The organism is Pelistega suis (genome assembly GCF_013133795.1).
GTDB lineage: Bacteria > Pseudomonadota > Gammaproteobacteria > Burkholderiales > Burkholderiaceae_B > Taylorella > Taylorella suis.
The window spans coordinates 402,728-426,898 of sequence record NZ_JABGBN010000001.1 but is presented as its reverse complement, the minus strand read 5'-3'; the positions used below and the strand labels follow the sequence as shown (position 1 = coordinate 426,898).

14 protein-coding genes and 2 riboswitches are annotated in these 24,171 nt (G+C 42.2%); of the genes, 2 read left to right on the top strand and 12 right to left on the bottom strand.

What is annotated here, in order from left to right; all coding sequences use genetic code 11:
• Positions 1 to 152: 152 nt before the first annotated feature.
• On the bottom strand, positions 153 to 2,444 hold the full coding sequence (locus HKX39_RS02065) for an NADP-dependent malic enzyme (RefSeq protein WP_171679892.1): 2,292 nt from the start codon (positions 2,442 to 2,444) through the stop codon (positions 153 to 155).
• A 102-nt stretch (positions 2,445 to 2,546) separates the two neighbouring features.
• Positions 2,547 to 3,464 carry a hypothetical protein gene (locus HKX39_RS02060; protein WP_171679643.1) on the bottom strand — a complete coding sequence of 306 codons (918 nt, stop codon included), beginning with the start codon at positions 3,462 to 3,464 and terminating at the stop codon, positions 2,547 to 2,549.
• A 154-nt stretch (positions 3,465 to 3,618) separates the two neighbouring features.
• On the opposite strand from HKX39_RS02060, the gene HKX39_RS02055 reads away from it, so the two are divergent.
• Complete coding sequence (locus tag HKX39_RS02055) at positions 3,619 to 4,785, top strand: pyridoxal phosphate-dependent aminotransferase (RefSeq protein WP_171679642.1); 1,167 nt, start codon at positions 3,619 to 3,621, stop codon at positions 4,783 to 4,785.
• An 8-nt stretch (positions 4,786 to 4,793) separates the two neighbouring features.
• Positions 4,794 to 6,338 carry a UbiD family decarboxylase gene (locus HKX39_RS02050; protein ID WP_171679641.1) on the top strand — a complete coding sequence of 515 codons (1,545 nt, stop codon included), beginning with the start codon at positions 4,794 to 4,796 and terminating at the stop codon, positions 6,336 to 6,338.
• Positions 6,339 to 6,471: 133 nt separating this feature from the next.
• Here the strand turns inward: HKX39_RS02050 and gcvP are convergent, their stop codons facing one another.
• The 10 genes from gcvP to apbC all read right to left on the bottom strand — a co-directional run bounded on the left by gcvP (position 6,472) and on the right by apbC (position 24,140).
• The gene (gene gcvP / locus HKX39_RS02045; protein ID WP_171679640.1) at positions 6,472 to 9,345 is read right to left on the bottom strand and encodes an aminomethyl-transferring glycine dehydrogenase; all 2,874 of its coding nucleotides are present in this window, start codon (positions 9,343 to 9,345) and stop codon (positions 6,472 to 6,474) included.
• Positions 9,346 to 9,374: 29 nt separating this feature from the next.
• Positions 9,375 to 9,746 carry a glycine cleavage system protein GcvH gene (gene gcvH, locus HKX39_RS02040; RefSeq protein WP_171679639.1) on the bottom strand — a complete coding sequence of 124 codons (372 nt, stop codon included), beginning with the start codon at positions 9,744 to 9,746 and terminating at the stop codon, positions 9,375 to 9,377.
• 67 nt (positions 9,747 to 9,813) lie between these two features.
• Positions 9,814 to 10,911: a glycine cleavage system aminomethyltransferase GcvT gene (gene gcvT, locus HKX39_RS02035; RefSeq protein ID WP_171679638.1), complete on the bottom strand. Its 1,098-nt coding sequence runs from the start codon at positions 10,909 to 10,911 to the stop codon at positions 9,814 to 9,816.
• Between the two features lie 43 nt (positions 10,912 to 10,954).
• Positions 10,955 to 11,036, bottom strand: a riboswitch (glycine riboswitch).
• Between the two features lie 10 nt (positions 11,037 to 11,046).
• Positions 11,047 to 11,136: riboswitch (glycine riboswitch) on the bottom strand.
• Between the two features lie 129 nt (positions 11,137 to 11,265).
• A complete protein-coding gene (locus HKX39_RS02030) occupies positions 11,266 to 12,147 on the bottom strand; it encodes a hypothetical protein (protein WP_171679637.1) in 882 nt (293 codons plus the stop codon).
• 120 nt (positions 12,148 to 12,267) lie between these two features.
• Complete coding sequence (locus HKX39_RS02025) at positions 12,268 to 13,485, bottom strand: BaiN/RdsA family NAD(P)/FAD-dependent oxidoreductase (protein ID WP_171679636.1); 1,218 nt, start codon at positions 13,483 to 13,485, stop codon at positions 12,268 to 12,270.
• Between the two features lie 98 nt (positions 13,486 to 13,583).
• On the bottom strand, positions 13,584 to 15,845 hold the full coding sequence (locus HKX39_RS02020) for an arginine/lysine/ornithine decarboxylase (protein ID WP_171679635.1): 2,262 nt from the start codon (positions 15,843 to 15,845) through the stop codon (positions 13,584 to 13,586).
• A 52-nt stretch (positions 15,846 to 15,897) separates the two neighbouring features.
• A complete protein-coding gene (gene dcd / locus HKX39_RS02015) occupies positions 15,898 to 16,461 on the bottom strand; it encodes a dCTP deaminase (protein WP_171679634.1) in 564 nt (187 codons plus the stop codon).
• An 81-nt stretch (positions 16,462 to 16,542) separates the two neighbouring features.
• Positions 16,543 to 21,201, bottom strand: coding sequence for a translocation/assembly module TamB domain-containing protein (locus HKX39_RS02010; protein ID WP_171679633.1), 4,659 nt, complete (start codon positions 21,199 to 21,201; stop codon positions 16,543 to 16,545).
• Positions 21,202 to 23,016 carry an autotransporter assembly complex protein TamA gene (locus tag HKX39_RS02005; RefSeq protein ID WP_171679632.1) on the bottom strand — a complete coding sequence of 605 codons (1,815 nt, stop codon included), beginning with the start codon at positions 23,014 to 23,016 and terminating at the stop codon, positions 21,202 to 21,204.
• Between the two features lie 32 nt (positions 23,017 to 23,048).
• Positions 23,049 to 24,140, bottom strand: coding sequence for an iron-sulfur cluster carrier protein ApbC (gene apbC, locus HKX39_RS02000; RefSeq protein WP_171679631.1), 1,092 nt, complete (start codon positions 24,138 to 24,140; stop codon positions 23,049 to 23,051).
• Positions 24,141 to 24,171 lie beyond the last annotated feature (31 nt).

Here is a 24,171-nt window from a genome sequence, read left to right as displayed (position 1 = left end):
CTGCATATCAATGATATAGGCCGAGCAAAACTCGACCTATATGTTTTCTTTATTTGCAGTAATGTATCTTGCGTTCAATATTTCGTCAAGAAAAATACCTTGATTGTTACTCAGCGAAGGATTTTACGCCCTTGCTGAGTAGTGTCCAATACTTATTTTCTTCTTGAATTTGCATCCACAACCGCTAATGCCGCCATATTCACAATACGGCGAACAGTAGAGCTCGATGTTAAGATATGAATTGGTGCATTAATCCCCAACAAGAAAGGTCCTACCGCTACGTTACCACCCGCACTCACTTTTAATAAGTTATAGGCGATATTACTCGCATCTACATTAGGACAAATGAGTAAGTTAGCCGCCCCTTTAAGTGGACTATCTGGCATGGTCTTAGCACGTAAATTTTCGTCTAGTGCGGTATCCACATGCATTTCACCGTCAATTTCTAAATCAGGTGCACGATCACGTACTATTTCTAATGCCTGGCGCATAGTTTTGCCTGAAACTGGCGAATCTGTACCATAGTTTGAACTCGAAACAAACGCAATCTTTGGATCCAGCATGAGATGACGCATTTCTTCTGCTGCCATAATGGCAATATCGGCTAATTCCTCAGCATTAGGTTGTGCATTCACATGTGTATCTGCAATAGCAATCATCGACTCTTGTGTCAATAAAATGTTCATTGCTGCATAAGTGCTCGCGCCCGGTGCCTTACCAATCACTTGATCAATAAGCTCTAAGTGATTGAGATAGCGACCAATCGTACCGCAAATCATACCATCAGCTTCTTCGAATTTCACCATTAACGCACCAATGAGCGTAGAGCGACGACGTAATTCTAGACGAGCAAACTCTTTGGTCACACCACGACGACGCATCATTTCCCAATAAGCTGTCCAATAGCGGTTAAAGCGTTCATCATGCTCACTATCAACCACTTCAACGTCCACATCTAAATCAAAGCGTAAACCATAGCGCTGGATTCGCGTACGTAATACCTCTGGACGTCCCACCAAAATAGGGGTACACACCTTCTCATCAATTAGGACTTGGACGGCACGCAATACACGTTCATCCTCACCCTCAGTAAAGACTATACGTGATTTACCCCCCTCTTTCTTAAAGCGACGTGCCATACCAAATAGAGGTTTCATAAATGAACCAGAATGATAAACAAACTGTTGTAATTGTTCGGTATACGCCTCTAAATCCTCGATAGGACGAGTAGCCACACCCTCTTCCATCGCCGCTTTAGCGACAGCAGGTGCAATACGTACAATTAAGCGAGGGTCAAATGGTTTAGGAATAAAATAATCTGGACCATAAGATAGGGATTTGGTTCCGTAAGCTGCGGCCACCGTTTCATTTTGTTCTTCTTTTGCCAATGCACAAATCGCATGTACCGCTGCTTTTTCCATATTACGCGTAATTGTTGTCGCACCAACATCTAAAGCACCACGGAAAATATAAGGGAAGCAAAGTACATTGTTGACCTGATTAGGATAATCTGAGCGCCCCGTAGACATCACGACATCTCCGCGAACAGCTTTTGCATCTTCTGGTAGGATTTCTGGATTAGGATTCGCTAAAGCAAGAATTAATGGGTTCGATGCCATTTCCTTAACCATGTCTGGCTTTAATACATTCCCTGCAGATAAACCCAAAAACACATCAGCATCAGGAATAATCTCTGCCAAAGTACGCTTATCGGTATCTTGAGCAAAGCGCTCTTTATCAGGATCCATAAGCGTTGTACGACCCTTATAGACCACCCCTTCGATATCCGATACCCAGATATTTTCGAGCGGCAAACCCATATCAACCATCAGGTCTAAACACGCCAATGCCGCTGCACCTGCTCCTGATACAACAACTTTCACTTTATCAATTTCTTTGCCAACAACACCTAAACCATTAATAAAGGCTGCAGTGACACAAATCGCTGTTCCATGTTGATCGTCATGAAACACAGGAATATTCATGCGTTTACGTAACTCTCGTTCGACATAGAAACACTCAGGAGCCTTAATATCCTCTAAGTTGATTCCACCAAACGTTGGCTCCAGGCCAGCAATAATTTGCACCAATTTCTCTGGGTCAGATTCATTAATCTCAATATCAAAAACATCAATACCAGCGAATTTTTTGAATAAAACAGCCTTACCCTCCATTACCGGCTTAGAAGCTAATGCGCCAATATTACCGAGACCTAGCACGGCACTACCATTGGTAATGACACCCACTAAATTCCCACGAGCCGTATATTGAACTGCATTTGCAGGGTCTGCCACAATCTCCTCACAAGCGGCAGCTACACCAGGAGAATACGCCAACGCTAAATCTCGCTGATTAGATAGCTGTTTTGTCGGCATGACCGTAATTTTACCGGGACGACCTGCTTTATGATATTCCAAGGCCGCTTGGCGTAAAGACTCTTTCATCATGTTTTATTCCTAAGATTTACAACTTTAAACTAATAATTTCCAATCATACTAAAATTTTCTAAGATTGTGTGCTTTCACACATCTCCATACCAACACCCTTTAAACCGACTCAAAAACCTCATCATCGTAAAGAAAAATACCTTCAGCATCCAATAAACCTTTAATGCGATGATTCACTCGCTCCAAGCTCTGTTGGATAGCACTTGTATCGGGTATTTCCTCCATATCTTCAGCAAGCAACAATACATCCTCTGGAATTTTACGAATCACAAATTGCTGCACCCACAACAACCGAGCCTGATGCCCTTGAAATACTCGAGCAATATTAATATCGACTAATTTTTTTTGTAGTGAATCCAACCGATAAGCATAAGGCCAATAATCCGCCTCCAACTGCCTTTCCATCTCATCTTCTCGCAAAAGCTCAAAAAGATTAGGAATACAACGATTAAGAATAGGTACTGATAATGCAGAGCGGTCATTCACACCAAAACCACCTAAAACCGCTTGCTCTCCATCCGCAAAAAAGACACTAATACGCTCAACTCCAGATAAAAAACTATGATACGGACGCACATCATGATAACGCGGACTAGCGAACCATTGAGACAAAGACCAATCCCTAGGCACACGAGCAAACTGCTGATACCCCTTTGCCAAGAGCGTGCCTACCTTTACACTAGGTTGTGCTAAACAAGCGTTCCCTCCCATTTCATCTATTTTATTTAAAGTGGACGAAAAATGGATAATCAAAAGTGAGCGTGTATGAACTAGCTCAGCTTGTGTGAAGCCTGCTAAAGCGATAGCAACGTCATAATATTTGCATAAAGCATATAAGTGCTGTATATCCTCAAGTCGCTCTATGACTATTTCTGCTGTACCCACCCCATTTTCTGGCACAGAAATATCTCGAAACTGACCACTTACCGTTCTTTGCACTCGATGACAAAACTCCTCCCATGGTGTTTTAGGTAATACCCCAGAACGACCAAAATGCAAAAATGAGCGGCGATCCATAAAAATATCCTAGCAAACAAAGGTGAGGTTGATGGACATGCCTGTCATTTTACTGAGTTTATTTGACAAAAACTGACAAGCTAATCCTGAGCGTCTAAAATGTTAGCTATAAGATTTCTTCTATTAACTATTTCTTAACTCTTCTAGTTTAATTATGTTAAAGCCGGCAGCACGAATTGAACAAGCGGTAACATTCCAAGCAATGGAAGTCACCAAACAAGCCCAAACACTACGTGAACAAGGGCGCGATATTATTAGTTTAGGCATTGGTGAACCAGACTTCACTGCCCCACAAATTGTCGTTGATACACTCAATAAGGCTTCTGCTGCGGGCTTAAGCGGTTATAGTCCTGCGCTCGGTATTACACCATTACGGATATGCCTAGCAGATTACTACAATAAAGAGTTTGGAACAAACATTTCATATGAACAAATCATCATCACCACAGGTGCATCAGGTGCATTATCGTTAGCTTGCTTAAGCTTGCTCAACCATGGTGATGAGCTATTAATGCCAGATCCTTACTATCCTGCCAATTTTAACTTTATCCTTTGCTCTGGTGCGACAACAAAACTGATTCCTTGTGGCCCTGAAGAACGCTTTCAATTAAGTGCAGAGAAAATTGCTGCCAACTGGGGAGCCAATACGCGCGGTATTCTTATTGCGTCCCCTAGCAACCCCACAGGCACCTCTGTTACCCCAGAGGAGTTAAGAAAAATCATCGACTTTGTTAAATCAAAAGATGGCTTTGTGATTTTGGATGAAATTTATCTTGGCTTAAATTATGAAGGCGAGGTAAAGTCTGGTTTAACGCTTGATAAAGATATTCTTGTTATCAATAGTTTTTCCAAATTTTTTAATATGACAGGTTGGCGCTTGGGATGGATTATCGCCCCCAAAGACTTTATCCCTCATATTGAAAAGCTTTCTTCTAGTCTTAATATCTGTGCACCAACACTAGCACAACATGCTGCTATCGCTTGTTTTTCTGACGAAGCAATGCAAATTTATCGCGAACGTAAACAAGCGTTTAAAGAGCGTCGGGATTATTTACTGACTGAACTGGCTCGTTTAAATCTACCTGTCCCTGTAAAACCTGACGGTGCATTTTATATCTATGTCGACATCAGTCATTATAGTGACAATAGCATGGATTTCTGTCATCGCTTACTTAACGAAGCAGGTATTGCAGTAACACCGGGAGTAGATTTCGGTCCTGCGTGGGCAAATAAGATGATTCGTATTTCCTATGCTACGGCTATTGATCGCCTGAAAGAAGCGATTGCTCGTTTAGAAAAATTCCTACCGACTATCAAATAGGACTTAACGTGAAGTACAAAGACTTACGTGATTTTATTGCTCAACTCGAGCAAAAGAATGATTTCAAACATATTGACCTCCCTGTATCAACTCGTTTAGAGATGACTGAAATCAGCGACCGTGTTTTACGCAAAGAAGGTCCAGCTTTACTCTTCACCAATGCACAACACAATGGCCAAAAAGCCAGTATGCCTGTATTGACTAATCTCTTTGGTACACCGAATCGCGTTGCATGGGGTATGGGTGCTGAGGATATTTCTGCCTTAAAAGATGTGGGAGAACTCTTAGCCAGCTTAAAAGAGCCTGAACCTCCTCGTAATCTTAAAGATGCCTTCGGTAAGGTTTCTATGCTAAAGTCAGCGCTTTGGGATATGCAACCCAAAATGGTTCGCACGGCACCTTGTCAAGAAATTGTCTTAGAAGGAGACCAAGTTGATCTCAATATGCTACCTATTCAAGAGTGTTGGCCGGGTGATGTTGCTCCGCTTATCACTTGGGGACTGGTCATTACAAAAGGACCTAATGCCAAACGCCAAAATCTAGGCATCTATCGCCAGCAACTCATTGGCAAAAACAAACTGATTATGCGATGGCTATCTCATCGTGGTGGTGCCTTGGATTTTCGTGATTTTGCACTCGCCAATCCTGGTAAACCTTTCCCTATCTCGGTAGCCTTAGGGGCTGATCCTGCTACCATTTTAGGTGCGGTGACACCTGTACCTGATAGCCTATCGGAATATCAATTTGCTGGCTTGCTACGTGGTTCTCGTACTGAATTAGTCAAATCCATTGGTAATGAGTTATCTGTTCCCGCCTCTGCAGAGATTGTACTAGAAGGACATATCTTACCGTCTAATCATCCCAATGCGATTACACCACGTGTACCCGAAGGTGTTACACCTCCAAGCAATACTGCTTACGAAATGGCATTAGAAGGCCCTTACGGTGATCATACGGGCTACTATAATGAACAAGATTGGTTTCCTGTCTTTACAGTAGAGCGTATCACCATGCGCAAGAACCCCATTTACCATAGCACCTACACAGGCAAACCACCTGATGAACCTGCGGTATTAGGCGTTGCGCTTAATGAAGTTTTTGTCCCTTTATTGCGTAAACAACTCCCTGAAATTGTCGATTTCTATCTACCTCCAGAGGGTTGCAGTTATCGCCTCGCTGTCGTCTCTATTAAGAAACAATATGCCGGTCACGCTAAACGTGTCATGTTCGGTGTATGGAGCATTCTTCGACAGTTTATGTACACCAAGTTTATCGTCGTCGTAGATGACGATATTAATACACGTGACTGGAAAGAAGTGGTCTGGGCAATGACCACTCGCATGGATCCTGTTCGTGATACTGTGTTGGTTGAAAATACTCCAATTGACTATTTAGATTTTGCCTCTCCTATCTCTGGTCTAGGCGGAAAAATGGGTATGGATGCTACCAATAAATGGGCTGGTGAAACCAATCGTGAATGGGGGCGTCCTATTGAAATGGATAACACGACAAAATCTCGTATCGATAGTATTTGGCAAGAACTAGGTCTTTAAATAATCATAACCGTCTCTGTGACTGATTCACACATTTAAGTACCCACTAACAAGAGGCGGTTTCTCTATACAAGTAAAAAGCCCCGATAAACATTTATCGGGGCTTTATTTATGGCTAACTCACGCGCCTTGATTAAGACTCATACGCCTCAATCGGAGGACATGTGCAGACAAGATTACGGTCACCGTAAGCATTATCCACACGAGCCACTGGACTCCAATATTTTTTCAATGGATCCATACCGCCTGGATAAGCAGCCTCTTTACGAGAATATGGGTGAGACCACTCATCCGACAATAAGCTTTCTGCTGTATGAGGTGCATTTTTCAATACATTGTCATTCGCATCCACTTCGCCTTTTTCAACTTGCTCAATCTCTTTACGAATAGCAATCATCGCATCAATAAAGCGATCCAACTCAGCCAAACCTTCTGATTCTGTCGGTTCTACCATCAAAGTACCCGCTACCGGGAAACTCATCGTTGGCGCATGGAAACCAAAGTCAATTAAACGCTTAGCCACATCATCTACAGTTACACCAGAAGTCTCTTTTAATGGACGTAAGTCAAGGATACATTCGTGAGCTACACGACCATTACGACCACTATACAGAATTGGATAATAAGGTGCTAAACGTGTCGCAATATAGTTTGCATTTAATAATGCCATCTGTGTTGCTTTACGTAAGCCCTCAGCCCCCATCAAGGCAATATACACATAAGGAATCGGTAAAATACTTGCCGAACCGAATGGTGCTGCCGATACTGGACCCACAGCATCCTCATCGTCAATACGACCTTGCTCATCAACAATACCCGGTAAATAAGGGGCTAGGTGTGAACGCACACCGATAGGACCCATACCTGGACCGCCACCACCATGAGGGATGCAGAAAGTTTTATGTAAATTCAAGTGAGAAACGTCTGAACCAAATACACCCGGTTTAGCTAAACCGACCAATGCATTCATGTTGGCGCCGTCTAAGTATACTTGACCACCTGCAGCATGGATAAGATCACAAATCTCAACGATACGCTCTTCAAACACACCATGTGTTGAAGGGTAAGTAATCATAAATACCGATAAACGATCGCCAATTTCAGCTAATTTCGCTTTTAAATCCTCGACATCTACGTTACCATTAGCATCAGAAGCAACAACTTTCACTTCCATACCGGCTAATGCGGCTGACGCAGGGTTAGTACCATGAGCAGAGGCTGGAATTAAGCAAATATTACGTTGCTCTTGGCCATTGGCTTTATGATAAGCACGAATCGCTAATAAGCCCGCGTATTCACCCTGAGCACCAGAGTTTGGCTGTAAGCTAAATGCGTCGTAACCAGTGATTTCACATAAGGCTTCACTTAAGCGCTCGAATAAAATCTCATAACCTGTAGCTTGATCATCAGGTGCAAATGGATGAATATTCGCAAATTGCGGCCATGTCACAGGAATCATCTCTGCTGTCGCATTCAGCTTCATCGTGCACGAACCTAATGGAATCATCGTACGATCTAACGCCAGGTCCTTATCTGCTAAAGCACGCAAATAACGTAGCATATCTGTCTCTGAGCTAACGCTAGAGAATACTGGGTGCGTTAGGATTTCACTTTGACGTGCTAAATCAGCAGGAACTTGGATATCTTCTGCTGCATCCGCTAGGTCATTAATATCAATCGTCTCTTGACCAATCGCCTCTGCCACGATGTCCACTAAGTCTTGAACATCAAATAAAGTGACGGTTTCGTCAAGTGCAATTGCCACGCTTGTTGGACTAACATTGCGTAGATTTACACCATAAGAAAGCGCTGTTTCTAAAATCTCTGGTGCTTTTTCTGATTCAATTTGCAAAGTATCAAAATAGGTGTCGTTGAGTACTTTCACACCTAATTTCACTAAAGCCTGACGCAATAAGAAGGTACTCGAATAAACACGCTCGGCAATCTTACGAATACCTTTCGCACCATGGTAAACGGCGTACATACTTGCCATCACCGCCAACAATACCTGTGCTGTACAAATATTAGAGGTCGCCTTCTCGCGGCGAATATGTTGCTCACGAGTTTGCAAGGCTAGACGCAAGGCTTTTTTGCCTTGGGCATCAACAGATACACCAACTAACCGACCTGGCATAGTACGTTTTAAAGCATCTTTACATGCCATATAACCAGCGTGTGGACCACCAAAGCCAAATGGCACACCAAAACGCTGTGCGCTACCAATCGCAATATCTGCACCCCACTCGCCCGGAGCTTTATAGAGAGCCAATGCTAATAAATCAGCTGCCGCAATAACGATGGCTCCTTGTTCATGTGCTTTTGCAGCAAGGGCTTCGTAGTTTGCTACTGTACCTAAACTATGTGGGTATTGTAATAACACGCCAAAACATTCTGGTAAGCCATCGGCCTCATCACCCAATACGACATCGTAACCTAAAGGCTCTGCACGAGTGCGCACCACTTCCCATGTTTGTGGATGTACGTGTTTTGAAACAAAAAATACATTGCTCTTAGATTTTGAGCTACGACGTGCTAAAGTCATTGCCTCTGCCGCTGCTGTACCCTCATCCAATAAAGAGGCATTAGCAACGTCTAGACCTGTCAAATCCGTAATCATTGTTTGGTAATTCAATAAAGCTTCCAAACGACCTTGTGAAATCTCGGGTTGATAAGGCGTATACGCCGTGTACCAAGCAGGATTTTCAAGAATATTACGTAAAATCACATTAGGCGTATAAGTCCCATAATAACCTTGACCAATATAGCTACGGAATACTTGGTTATTCTCAGCAATCTCACGAAGTTCCGCCAAAATATCCGCTTCACTAGCAGGCGCTTCTAAGTCTAAACCATCTTTTAATAAAATATTCGCTGGTACAATCTGCTCGACTAGAGCATCCAAAGAGTCCGCACCAACCACTTTCAGCATATGGGCTTGTTCAGCTTCGTTTGGTCCAATATGACGACCAATAAACTCTTCTGTCTGTTCAATATGAGTGTGCAACATGTTTAATTCCCAAATATTTTTAAGAGTAATTAAGCTTGGGCTGCGTAGTCAGCCGCACTTAATAAACCATCAACATCAGCTGGGTTAGCTGGTTTGATTTTAAAAATCCAGTTAGTATACGGATCTTCGTTAATTAATGCAGGATTAGCATCTAACTCTTCGTTGAACTCAACGATTTCACCTGCGATAGGTGCATAAATATCAGAAGCAGCTTTTACTGATTCCACAACCGCTGCTGTATCACCTGCAGCTAATGACTCTCCCACTTTAGCATCACCAACGAATACTAAGTCACCTAATTGGTCTTGTGCGTTGTATGTAATACCTACTTTAAATACATCACCGTCTTGTAAAACCCATTCATGTGATGCTGTATATTTGCGATCTTCAGGTAAACTCATTTTTAACTCCTTAGATTAAGGTCACGTTGCACACGTGCCATATTTAAAACATTAAACAATTCAATACTTATTCAACTAATGCTTTGCCATTACGTACAAATGGTAGTTTTGTTAAGACAGCAGGCACCCATTTACCACGGATTTCCACCTCAACATTTTCACCCGCTTGCGCACCTTCTGGCATACGCACAAAGCCTACAGAGAAACCCAGCGTAGGAGACATCGTACCACTACTAATCTCACCTTCACCTGCAGCTGAACGCACTTTCATATGGGCACGCATTACACCGCGCTCAAGTAACTTAATACCTAAAAACGCATTGCGTACTGGTGCAGTCTCTAAGACAGAACGCCCCACGAAATCGCGGCTCTCATCTTTTAAGCTCACGGTCCATGCTAAACCCGCTTGATATGGTTGAATAGTTTCATCCATATCTTGACCATAAAGATTCATACCCGCTTCTAGACGTAAAGTGTCACGAGCACCTAGACCACACGCTTGTACACCGGCTGCTGATAAATCTTTCCAAAAAGCCACCACGTCCTCACTCGGCAATACAATTTCAAAACCATCTTCGCCAGTATAACCAGTACGAGCCACTAAGGTATTATTTTCTAATAAGGCTGCCACAAAAGGGGTCAATGACTCTGTTTTTTCTTTCCATTGTGGACGCACAGACCACACGATTTCGCGTGCTTTTGGCCCCTGTACGGCAACCATCGACAAATCACGACGTGGAGTGATTGTCACATTCAAACCCGCGGCTTGCTTATTCATCCATGCGATATCTTTTTCCGCTGTACCCGCATTAACGACAACACGCCACTCTGTTTCTGAGAAGAAATATACAATTAAATCATCCACAATGCCGGCTTGCTCATTTAACATACAAGAGTAAAGTGCCTTACCGGGTGTGCCGATAATCTTAGCCACATCATTAGCAATGAGTTTACGTAAAAAAGCATAAGCATCGGCACCTTTGACATCTACATTTAACATATGCGAAACATCAAACATACCTGCCTTGGCGCGTACGGCATGGTGTTCTTCGATTTGAGAACCATAAGAGATAGGCATTTCCCAACCACCAAAATCAACCATTTTGGCACCTAGGTCAAGATGAGCCTGATAAAGAGCAGTTCGGTTTAGTGAAGCTGATGACATAAAGTCCCCTTAAAAGAAATGGGTTTTATATTTAAAAAAGTCACTTCACCCCTCTGTCCGTTTGCCTGAGAGTTTTAATATCACCTTCGGCGTCTGCCTATGCAGATCTCTCCAGAGTACCTACTGCTAAGATAGCGATGAGTTACAGTACCTTTTACCTGAGCGATTCTGGGTCATTGCGCCTTCGGTGGTAGCTATATAGCCACTCTCTCCTGTATCCCATACGTAGATTACGAGTATTTTAATCTATTTTCCTTATTATCTCATCCACTATTGCTAAAAATAAAAAAGCAAAGTTTCCCATAAGGGAAACTTTGCTTCTCAATCAGCATTGTTCAATAGCCTAATAATACATTAGGGTGCACGTTGAATAGTTTGCTTAACACCATCAGGTGTAATAATCGCAAAAGATCGAGGTGGGGACTTTTGACGATGCAAAATGGCAACAACATTATCTAACCTTGCCATATCTTGGAAATCGCCCTCAATTTTATATTGACTCACATCAACACCCTCTTCAAAAATTAAAAAAGTACTAATTTTTGTGCTACGAACCGCATCTAACTTAATCGCTTTTTTATCTTCTATAGTAAATAATGGTTGTTTACGTTTGGCATATTGTGCTAACAATTTCTCATCCTGGCTCATTTCCAGGATGGCTTTTAACTTTTTTGCTTCTTCCTCCTTTTCTGCAGGAATCTCAGGCTCTGCTACAGCCTGTTTAACAGGCGCAATCGCCTTATTATCTAGTGTACTCTCTTGTACTTCCTTTGCACCATCAATCACAGGTGTTGATATATGGTTAAGCTCATTAACAGGAGAAACTTCACTATTCACAGGTTTCTGCCCATCAGCAAAAATCACTTGACCAATAAATTGAGGAGTTACCAATGACGTAATTTCCTTAGAGGTTAAAGCTAACACCACCTTATCATCCAATACATCAAAGCGTATTTTTTGATGTGTTAACTGACGATTAATCTCATCCAATAAATCTTGAATTGTCTTGCTATCATCTTGTTTCAAACGAATTTGAACAGTCGGCTGATGTTGCATCGCATAGTAAGGAATACTCAGTTGCTGAGCTAACTGTTGCGCTAAATCACCCACACTACCCTTATAAGTTACTGCTATTCGTGCTTGCTGATACTTTGACACCAACTCATCCTCTGTCTGCGCAAAAGCAGAAGCACCCACTATTAACATCAAAGTCGCTAATAGCATTTTTTTTATCATGTCACTTCCTTTCATATATTTACCAAAATACTAAAATGCCAAGCTTAAACACATATCCTATCAATCATGTCCCTAATGCTCGTCTCTTGTACACATTTTAACAAACGATGGGCAAAAAAACTAAAAATACTCATATTTACTTACAGTTAAAGACTCAGCACAGGCAATAGCACTTGACCAGGCCCATTGAAAGTTATAACCCCCCAACCAGCCTGTAACGTCCATCACTTCTCCGATAAAGTATAGCCCAGATACTTTCTTGCTTTCCATCGTCTTCTGATCTAAATCTGCTGTATCCACACCACCTCGCATTGCCTCTGCTTTTTTATAGCCTGCTGTGCCTTTAGGCTGAATCTGCCACTCTTTAATCGACAAAGCTAGTTGACGCAATGCTTTATCGGGCACCTCAGCCCAGTTCTGCTCTTCTTTTAACTGATTCTTACGAATAAAGTGTTGTGCTAATCGTTTAGGTAAATATTGAGACAATACCGTTAGTAATTGTTGCTTACTCCCTTGCTTGTCGACAATTAGCACCCGCTCTAAATCGATATGTGGACATAGATCTAAATAAAGTGGTGAATGCCCATCCCAATAGGAAGATATTTGCAAAATCCCTGGACCTGATAGTCCTTTATGGGTAAATAAAATATCTTCAATAAAAAACTGAGCTTTCTTACCTACACCGTCAGCAATACGTGCCTCAAGCGAAATACCCGCAAGCTCTTTATAAGACTCCCATAAAATACCATCAAAAATCAGAGGTACCAATGCAGGTCTTGGCTCAACGATTTTATGACCAAACTGTCTTGCAATACTTAAACCAAAATCTGTTGCCCCAATAGGAGGAGCCGCCATACCTCCTGTTGCGATGACTAAATGTGGTGCTTGTAAAAGACCGTCCGTTGTGTTGAGATGAAATAATCCCTCTCGTTTTTCAACATCTTTTACTGTGCAAGGTCTATGCCAAATTACTTTTGCTCGCTGACATTCACGATAAAGCAACTGAATAATCTCTTCACTACTTTCATCACAAAAAAGCTGCCCTCGATGCTTTTCATGCCAAGCGATATCGTACTTTTCCACTAAAGCGAGAAAATCCTGTGGCGTATAATTACTCAAAGCATAACGTGCAAAGCGTGGATTTTTAGAGACATAGTTCTCCCATGTTGCACCGATATTGGTGAAGTTACAACGACCACCACCACTGATACGAATTTTCTCTGCGAGTGTATCTGCATGATCGACTAAGCGAACGCTTAAACCTTGCTCCGCAGTACGGGCAGCACATAACATCCCGGCAGCACCAGCGCCAATAATGATTACATCCGCTTTTTTCATTTATTCTATCTATCCATGATTTGACTAAAACAAAACCCATTCTCTCAACAAAACCGTTCATTGAAAGAATGGGTCAGCGTATAAACAAGTATCACAACTTATTCATCAATTAAACAGTCCACATAAAAACGTGTCGTACCATCAGCCAAAGTCTCTGATCCTAAACCATGAATAAATGTTTCAAACCCTGGGAATTGCTTATTAAACTTACGGGCAAACTGTAAGTATTGAACAATGGTTTTATTAAAACGCTCACCTGGGATGAGCAAAGGAATTCCCGGTGGATAAGGTGTCAATAACACCCCTGTCACGCGTCCTTCTAAATCGTCAATACCGACACGCTCCACTTTACGATGCGCCATACGATTAAAGGCATCAGATGGCTTAAGTGCTGGTACCATATCACTCAGATAGACCTCTGTCGTTAATCTCGCCACATCATGCTCATGATATGCCTGATGGACCATTTGACATAAATCCGCTAAACCCATACGCTCATATTGCGGATATGCCTTACAGAAATCTGGCATCACACGCCATAACGGCTGATTACGATCATAATCATCTTTAAATTGCTGCAATGAAGTCAATAAGGTATTCCAACGTCCTTTCGTGATACCAATCGTAAACATAATAAAGAACGAGTAAAGCCCTGTTTTTTCTACCACGATACCGTGTTCAGCAAGATATTTACTCACTAAAGAAGCAGGAATCCCTCGCTCTGCAAAGGTACCTGTCACATCCAATCCTGGCGTAATAATCGTCGCCTTAATTGGATCCAGCATATTAAAACCTTCGGCTAGTGGGCCAAAACCATGCCATTCCTCATCCGATTCGAGGAACCAATCTTGTTGCGTGCCAATACCTTCAGCCGGCAAGCGAGTTGGCCCCCAAACCTTGAACCACCAATCATCACGACCATATTCAGACGCGACTTTACGCATGGCTCGACGGAAATCCAACGCTTCACGAATACTTTCCTCTACAAGGGCAGTCCCCCCTGGTGGCTCCATCATCGCAGCAGCCACATCACACGAAGCAATAATGGCATATTGTGGTGAAGTTGATGTATGCATCAAGAAAGCTTCATTAAAAATATTGGGATCAAGCTTACGATTTTCAGACTCTTGCACAATAATTTGTGAGGCTTGAGAAATACCTGCCAATAATTTATGTGTAGAATGCGTCGCAAAAACCACCGAATCTTTATGACGTGGACGACCTTCGCCGATTGCATGCATATTTTGATAAAACTCATGGAATGATGCGTGAGGAATCCAAGCCTCATCAAAGTGCAAAGTATCCACCAGACTACCGAGCTTTTCTTTAATCATCTCCACGTTATAAATCACACCGTCATACGTACTTTGTGTCAGCGTCAAAATACGTGGATTCTTATCCACAGCCTCACGTGCAAAAGGATTGGCCTCAATTTTCTTGCGAATATTCTCTGGTTCAAACTCTTCTAAGGGAATCGGCCCAATAATTCCCAAATTATTACGTGTAGGACGTAAGAATACAGGAATAGCACCAATCATCGTAATCGCATGCAGAATAGACTTATGGCAGTTACGATCAACTAATACCACATCACCCGCACCAACGTTAGCATGCCAAACAATTTTATTAGATGTTGAAGTGCCATTAGTCACAAAATAACAGTGATCTGCATGGAAAATCCGTGCTGCATTACGCTCAGACTCCGCTACAGGACCCGTATGATCCAGTAACTGACCTAATTCCTCTACCGCATTACAAACGTCTGCACGCAACATATTCTCACCAAAGAACTGATGAAACATCTGACCTACAGGGCTTTTTAAGAAGGCTACGCCACCTGAGTGTCCGGGGCAATGCCAAGAATAAGAACCGTCTTGCGCATACTTGACCAATTCACGGAAAAATGGCGGTGCTAAAGAATCTAAATAACTTTTAGCCTCACGAATAATATGACGAGCCACAAATTCTGGCGTATCTTCAAACATATGAATGAAGCCGTGTAACTCTCGCAGAATATCATTCGGGATATGTTGCGATGTACGTGTCTCACCATAAAGATAAATAGGGATATCTGCATTACGGAAGCGTAACTCACCAATAAACTGTCGCAGATTTTTAATGGCTTGTGCTACATCCTCTGGCGAATCCACATCAAACTCTTCATCATCAATAGAGAGAATAAATGCACTCGCACGACTTTGTTGTTGAGCAAACGAGCTTAAATCACCGTAACTCGTGACAGCCAGCACTTCAACACCTTCTTGCTCAATCGCATCCGCTAAGGCACGAATACCTAGACCAGAGGCACTATCTGCACGGTAGTCTTCGTCAATAATAACAATTGGAAAACGGAATTTCATAAGTGACTCCAAATGAATGCGTGAGTAAGAATATGGGAATATATATGGTGAATTATGTACGCGGAAGTGTTACACCTTGTTGACCTTGGTACTTACCACCACGGTCCTTATATGATGTCTCACAAACTTCATTGCCACCAATAAATAGGAACTGAGCGCAACCCTCATTAGCATAAATCTTAGCGGGTAGCGGTGTCGTATTAGAGAACTCTAATGTCACATGTCCCTCCCACTCAGGCTCTAAAGGGGTGACATTCACGATAATACCGCAGCGAGCGTAGGTACTTTTACCCAAACAAATAGTTAAAACATCTCGAGGGATACGGAAATACTCTACCGTACGTGCCAATGCGAATGAGTTAGGCGGAATGATACACACATCCCCTTCAAAATCAATAAAGGATTTTTCATCAAACCGCTTAGGATCCACAATCGTTGAATTAATATTCGTAAAAATCTTAAATTCACGTGCACAACGAACATCATAACCGTAACTACTCGTACCATAGCTGACGATTTTTTGGTCATTTACACTTCGAACCTGACCTGGCTCAAAAGGTTCAATCATGCCTTTTGCTGCTTGTTCACGAATCCAACGATCATTCTTAATGCTCATAATCAAGCTCTCTATAAAAAGAATTTTTCACAAAATCGCTATTTTAACGTATATTTCCAAGATGGCAGTATTTATCTAAACTTAGTCTTTAAACACGCGTTTATATAACAGCTCTATCCCATTTACGGTTCCTACCTTTAAATCCGTCGTAATGTAGCGCATGAGCTTATAGCTACCACGCACTACGGTACCACTACCCGCTAATGCCTGTTCGACACTCACCCGCCATTTTTCACCAAATTTTTTCGTTGCATAAAACAGCTGATTACCTTCTTCATAACCACGATAAGCCGTACTATCCGCAACGGTACGTTCTGGAAGAATATTATCCGTATCACCTACTGTGCCTGAACGCACCCCAATTTCATCAATACCTATACGACGGTAAAAGGGTTCTTCTCCCCCAATTAAAGAGCTACCGACAGAAAATAATAAAGCCAAGTCTGCACCACTACTGTCAGGCCCACGCCCCATAATCAACCAAGAAAGCTTTTCAACCTCACTGACCTCAGGATAAGATACCAGCGTGATTTTAGGTTTTTTTGCTGTACCAATCACACGTAACCCAGCCTCTACCTCGGTACCTCGACGCACAGCCTCAATATCTAATGTAGGATTGGTAATATTTCCACCAAAAGAGATTTCACCCTTAGCAATTTGCAATCGCTGACCATAGGCCTCAATGGCACCACCACGCGTTTTAAACTGACCCTCTGCCGTTAGGCGACCTTGCTCTTGGACTAAATTAATCGCACCTACCAAACCAGAGTTCAAGCCCATACCCACCAAATAGAATCGAGGCCCTAAATCAACCGTTAGATTCATATTTAAATCACTCGATGAGTTACTTTTAGGTGTTTCAATCGTCGTTTGTCCCGGTTTCAGCACAATCACATCGCCATCAACACTCGGAATGGTATCTTTAATATCAATACTTGCCCAACCCGCATTGGCTGTCAATTTACCCTGTAAATCAATCTTAGGTAAAGCTGCCGTAATATTAATATCTCCACTCATCATCGCAAAACGGTCGGCTCGTTGCACAATGGGATAATGATCTAACGTCGTTTTAACAAAGCCTCTCGATTGATTTAAATCCCATTCACCATCAACACGCAGACTTCCCTTTTGGGCTGGTGGATTTTCCTCTATCCATTGACGAGTACGCCATTCGCTAGGAACAACTCGAATAACTGAAGGGAAGTATAAGGTATCAATTCTCACCCTATTATCATTAAAAGAGGCTTTTAATGTACCATTTAATAAACGCACACCATTTTCCACCTCCACAATACGCAACTCCTGACCATTAACAAAACCAGAAGACTGCCATTGGCCATTTGATGTTGATTTTAAATCCACATCAAAATTAACAGCGCCACCTAAGGTGAGAAGATCATCGGTAAAAATGGATGCCCAAGCAATATCTTTAATCCCACCAACAGCCTTTAATTGTGTACCTCCATTCAGATTAGGCACAAGCCCTTTAAAAGCTGAGGTTAGGGTCAGTTTAGCATTGCCCTTATTTTGCGTATCAAATAATAACTGGGCATTTAATTGACTAGCATCTCCACCTTTAGGCTCAAATACAGCATGTAACGCTAAATTCTGCAAACCTAAGGTAAAGGGCTTGGCTAAAGGCACAGTAAAGTCTCCCGACTTTCTGACAATATTAGCCGACCCTTTTAATGCCTTATCAAAGCCAATATCCCAATCTATATCAAAAACCAGATCCGCAACTGCTGTCCTATTCTGATCGCGAACAACCACACCACCACGGCGCGTTTCTTGTGATGACTGTCCAATCAGCTTATCCAGCTCATCTAACAAAGCACGATTAACGACAAAACCATGTATTGCCCCTTTCGTGCTCCATTGACCATTTTTTCCAGATGCTCCTTGTTGTTGGATGTGGACCTTATGTTTCCCTAACAAGGTCACATTTAGTGTCGATGCTCCTGCATTCCATTCAGGTAAGCCTCCCTCACCTACAGGGATAACTTGCAAAGTTAAGGGCTGGGACTGATCGACTGAGTAATCCTGATATTTCGCACTTAAGGTCTGAATACTGCCTGACCAGCCCTCTTGTTGGTTATTTTGCTTACCCCATGCCCCATTCGCCAAAATTTTGGCTCGCATTAATTCTGGATTTTTATCTGTCAATGCGCCCTTCGTCGCATAACTTGCCTCAAGATCAACAAGATGTTTTTCTAAACCGCCAGAAAGCTTACCTCTGGCGATAGCGCCACCCGTCAATGTAGGATAAATTTCCGCAAAATTAGGGGCTTGAATATCCAGTATGAGATTATCTCCCTCTTTACCAAAAGCACCCTGTGTAAAAATACGATTTTTACCGATAGTTAAATCAATATTGGCTCGATCCAACATATAAAATGGTAGTCCTTGCGGTATATTTAATGTCGCAGACTGCACCAGCACTACATCCACTTTACCGGCAAATTTCTGCTTATTCCATACACTATCATCACTAAAGTTTGCTTGAATACCTGCGTCTAATAACTGTTTGGTTTCAGAAAGATTAATTTTTGCTTTGATATCGCCATTTAGGATTGTTGTGGGAATCATCCCTAGGGTCCATTTATGCAATGCTAATTTTTTCGTTGTTAAATCGACATCAATAATATGGTTCTTGCTCGTTTCATCTTTACCTATCTTTGAGTGACCTTTTAAAACCGTACCATCAGATAAGGCAATATCCAAGACCGCATTATCTAAAACCAATGGTGCCTGTAAATTTAATACAGCATCTGCATTTAGCGTAGTCGATTCACCGTCACCTACAAGTAAAAGCTTATAGATATCATTTTGTTCATGTGGCGTTAATGTCAATAATAAATTTCGTACATTGGCCAAAGGATTGGTCTGTACCCCAAGCATTTCCTCGCCTTGACGTGTCAATTTGATTTCAGCCGTCATCTGTGGGTTTTTAGTAAATCGCCAGTTAGCGTTATAACGGCTTTTCTCTAAAGCCAGATTTTCAACATGCCCCTCAGACATGATGTCATTATTTTTTTGTTGAGAGTGCTGATGCAAAATTCGTGTTTCTTGACCATTTGGTAGACTTAACAATAACGATGATTGCCCCACTTCCCATGTTAATGGGGCTACCGTATCCACTAAAACAGATAGCTCCTCTTGATTACGCAAATGATAACCGCTATGTTTAACATCTAAGGACTGAACATTGGCTCGCCACTGCAATGCTTGTAAAATATTTTTTAACTGTGAATCCACTCGTAAATTAAGATGAATTGTGGATACGCCCACGCCTTCACCTTCGGCAGGTTTATAAGTAGCACTTAAATTGAGCTGGTGCTTGGCTAGAGAACCTTTAATATCTCCTTTTAACTGTGCCGATTCACCGATAGCGGGGTACAGTTTACTCATCTGTGGCAGACGCACATCAAGGTTTAGTTTATCCTCTGGTTGACCTAGCGTACCCTGCATCTTAATCGTATTGGCGCCTACTTGAAACTCAACATCCGTCGCAGTCAGCTTCAATGCTTCTAATACCCAACCTTTTAGTTGTTCCGTGCTCTCATCATCCAAAGCGCGTGGCGTAAAGACATCATTTACATCAGCGACAAGCTTTGCCTTACCTTGTACTACTTCTCCATTCCAACGACTACTCTTAGCAATATCTAAACGGATATCCGCATACTGCCATTGCTCCAAGCCACTCGCTTGTGCTTCTAACTGCAAAGAACCATCAATATGCGATTTAGGCAAAAATCCTGATAGGTCCAATTGTTGCATTTGAATAGTGGTATTTAATTTTTGATTTTTATCATCCACCATCACAGACCGCACATCAGCCTTAATATTCAAGCCATTTTCAATATGTAAAGTACTCTGCAAACTCTCCAAAGGAATCGGTGCAAAAAGATTGACTTTGGCTATACCGTCAGTACGAATATCATCTCCTTTACCGGTAATACTGACATCTAAGGCTCGCAAATTACCATTCGCACGAATATCTAAATCAAGGTGGCATGCCACCTCTGCTTGGCTATCTTTTTTTAATGCCTCTTTAACAGCAGGGCTAACACATAAGGGGGATAAAGCATTATTGGTTGCATTACGTGTATGCAACACTAATTCTATCGGAAAATCCGCATTTCGCAACTCACCTAATTTCAATGACCCATTTAACTGCGTCGTTGAAAAGTCATGCACTAACTCCAAGCCATTTAAATCGATAGTTGCCTGATCTGCCGTCCATTGAATACCACTTAACTCAATATTACCCAAACCAATAGGCATCTCACTGCCATCAGCTTGAGTCAAGGTAAACTTGCCCAACTTCACACTATCAAGCAAAATATCCACCGGTAATTCAGGTAGTGAAAAAGGGGTTTCACTTTTTACAGTAGCGCTTTGCTCAACAGGGAGTAATTTAACCTGTAGTTCCCCCACCGATAATTGTTGCACATCTACCGTTTTATCAAATAAACGGCGCCATGCTATGTCCAACGTCAAATCCTTAACCGCAACCTCAGCAGATGCCGTTTTCACCGACAAATGCTCTGCCTGTAGCCCACTCATTAAAGAGCCTTGAACATGCTCTGCCTTAACCCCGACTACCGGCAAAATCTGGGTTAATAATAATCGAGTGCCCCAATTTGTTGAGAAAACAAAAACCAACAATAAAACTAAGCACAACAAAATCCATAGCAACGCTTTGCCTAGGATTGTCGAAAAACGCATAAACTTCGTCATTTAAAAAGCCATACCTAGCGAAAAGTGCAAACGGAATTTTCTATCTTTTTGACCGTAAGCAATATCTAAATTTAAAGGTCCTGCTGGTGTCTTAATCAAAGCACCTACCCCATAACCTACACGCATTTTCATTTCTTTAAACGAAGGAGCAGCATCACCCACATCAACAAAAACACCCATACCAAACATATCATTAAAATAATGCATATATTCAGCACTAGCGACCGCTAACGCTCTGGTACCAATTACTGTATCACTCGCTACTTGATGACCAATTCCGTAGTACTTATAGCCACGAATTGTTCTTGCTCCCCCAGTACGATAACCAAAATCATCCGGAAACAACGTATCTTTGCTTGCCCAAACCTTACCTACCTCTGCACGTAAAGTAATAATATCTCGCTTGCCCACAGGGAACCATACTTGCCCGCGAAGAGCGGCTCGAGAGAAAGATTTCTTCTGTTTTAAATTTTGACCAACCCCTACACCAAGGGCAAGCAGATTACCTGATCGCGGATCATATTTATTATCGACATCACGACGTAAGATATCATAAGTCGCTACCAACGATGGTAATACAAACTTGGATTGATTAACATCTAAATCACGACGAATTGAATCGTAATTGGCCATTAGTGCCCAACTATTTTCATATTCAACATTACTCAACGAGTCTAACTTAAACTCTCGCTTACGTCGCCAGCCTATACCTACACGGTAAACTTCCTCATTCTCGATATCGGAATGTCTTGCCATTAGACCAAAACTATCCACCGAGCCATTTTCATTAGGAGGGAAATAAAAGTCTAAATAAGCACGTTGACTTTTAAGGTCTACCCCCACACCTGTTTCTAAGGTGAGCGGAGTGCCCCAAACGACCTGATGGCGATACATAGCTTCGGCACGCACCCCCACTGAATCGTCTGCGCCCAATGATCCTGTCACCGTACGAGCTGGCGCTTCAGTCACTCTAACCAATAAAGGAAGCTGCGCTTGTTTTTCTTGATAAATCGCTTCGCCTGGTGGTGTCTTGACATTAACAAAAACACCCCGAAAGTAGTTGGTCGACTGAATTTTGGCCTGCCACTCATCAATCTGGTCTTGGTCATAGCGAATACCTGGCTCATATTTAATATAACGCGTAATAACACTTAAAGGCACGCGACGTAAACCTATCACCTCAACCTCACCTAGGGTAACACTCGGCCCACTATCAATTAAGGTTAACGTTTCTACCTCAGCTTTTTCGGGATTCACGACCGCTTGCGAGCGAATCATACGTGCCAAGAAAAAATCCTTCTCCTGCGTTCTATCAAGAAGGTTGGTCTTTGCACTACTCCAATCCGCATTGATAAAATCTCTCCCTACTGGCAATCCCCAAGACTCTCGTAACTCCTTAACACGCTCAGCAAATTCAGTATCCGAAATACGTCCGGTGAAGACATTCGTGACCGAGTGAACCTTAGAAATCTGACCTGGCTCAATGGAAATATCCCATGTATCTCCACCAATATCCTCACCAACCTCTAGCGTTACCTCTGGATCAAAATATCCTTTAGTCGCTAATGCAGAAACAACCGCATCATGTCCTTTACGGCGAATACGTTCAGCCTCCCCCCCATCTTGGTCATCCGCTTGGCGTACAACTGCCGCTATCCCTTTTTGGATAGCTGTTAATACGTCGGGGGCTAAACCGCTAGGGTCAATCACTACCTCGGGTTTGGTGTTTTTCGGTTTCGGCTCCTCTGCCCATGTAATACTGGGGCAAAGTAGGCACAGAAATACAAGTCTCGATAAGTTCAGAAAAGATTTCATGCAATCGTTAAAACTATTTTTAATCCTTAATTTTAACGTTTTACCACAATTGGAGGAAACTTATGTGCCATATCCTTTGGCAAATTAGAAACATTTAACATTAATTTGCGCGCCATTTGCTGATAAATCACACTAACTTCGCTGTCTGGCGATTTGGCAACAATAGGTACTCCACTATCGGACTGCTCTCGTACAGACATAGTTAATGGCAACCCACCTAAATAACTCACCGCCAACTTTTCCGCTAATTGTTTACCGCCGTCCTCACCAAAAATATGCTCTACATGTCCACAATGAGAACAAATATGCACACTCATATTCTCTACAACGCCTAAAATAGGGACATTCACCGTCTGGAACATACTGGCTCCCTTACGTACATCCAGTAAAGCAATATCCTGTGGTGTTGTGACAATGACAGCTCCCACAACAGGGACTTTTTGAGCCAAACTTAAGGCGATATCTCCGGTACCCGGTGGCATATCCACAATTAAATAATCCAAATCAGGCCAAGCAGTTAAGCTTAATAATTGATTCATTGCCTGAACAACCATAGGCCCTCGCCAAATCGCGGCTTGATTTTCTTCAATCAAAAAGCCAAACGAATTAACCCAAACACCATGTGATTGAGGTGGAAGCATATGATTGTTTTTATCCATTTCTGGCTTACCCTTGACACCTAGCAATAAAGGTTGTGAGGGGCCATAAATATCTGCATCCAAGATACCTACTCGCGCTCCTGCCTGTGCGAGCGCTACAGCTAAATTTACCGCTGTCGTGCTTTTACCAACACCGCCTTTACCAGACGCCACCGCGATAATATTCTTAATTGTTTCAATGGGTTTTAAGCCCTCTTGAACTTTATGTTTCTGTACACCATTTACAATGTCCAGACGCACCTCGGTTACCCCTAGAGAATGCAAAAGATTTAATGCTTGATTCTGTAGTGCTTTACGATCAATTTCCGTCAAAAAATAACCCGGAGTTAATCGAATACTAACTGTCGAACCTTGAATGTGAATATCATCTGCCTTTAATTTATGACCGATTGTTTCGATAATCAAAGGATCTTGCAAAGATTGAAGTGAGGATAGAATCTGAGAGATAGACAAGGTGACTGACATAAGCGTTATTCATAGTAATGTTAAAATCAAA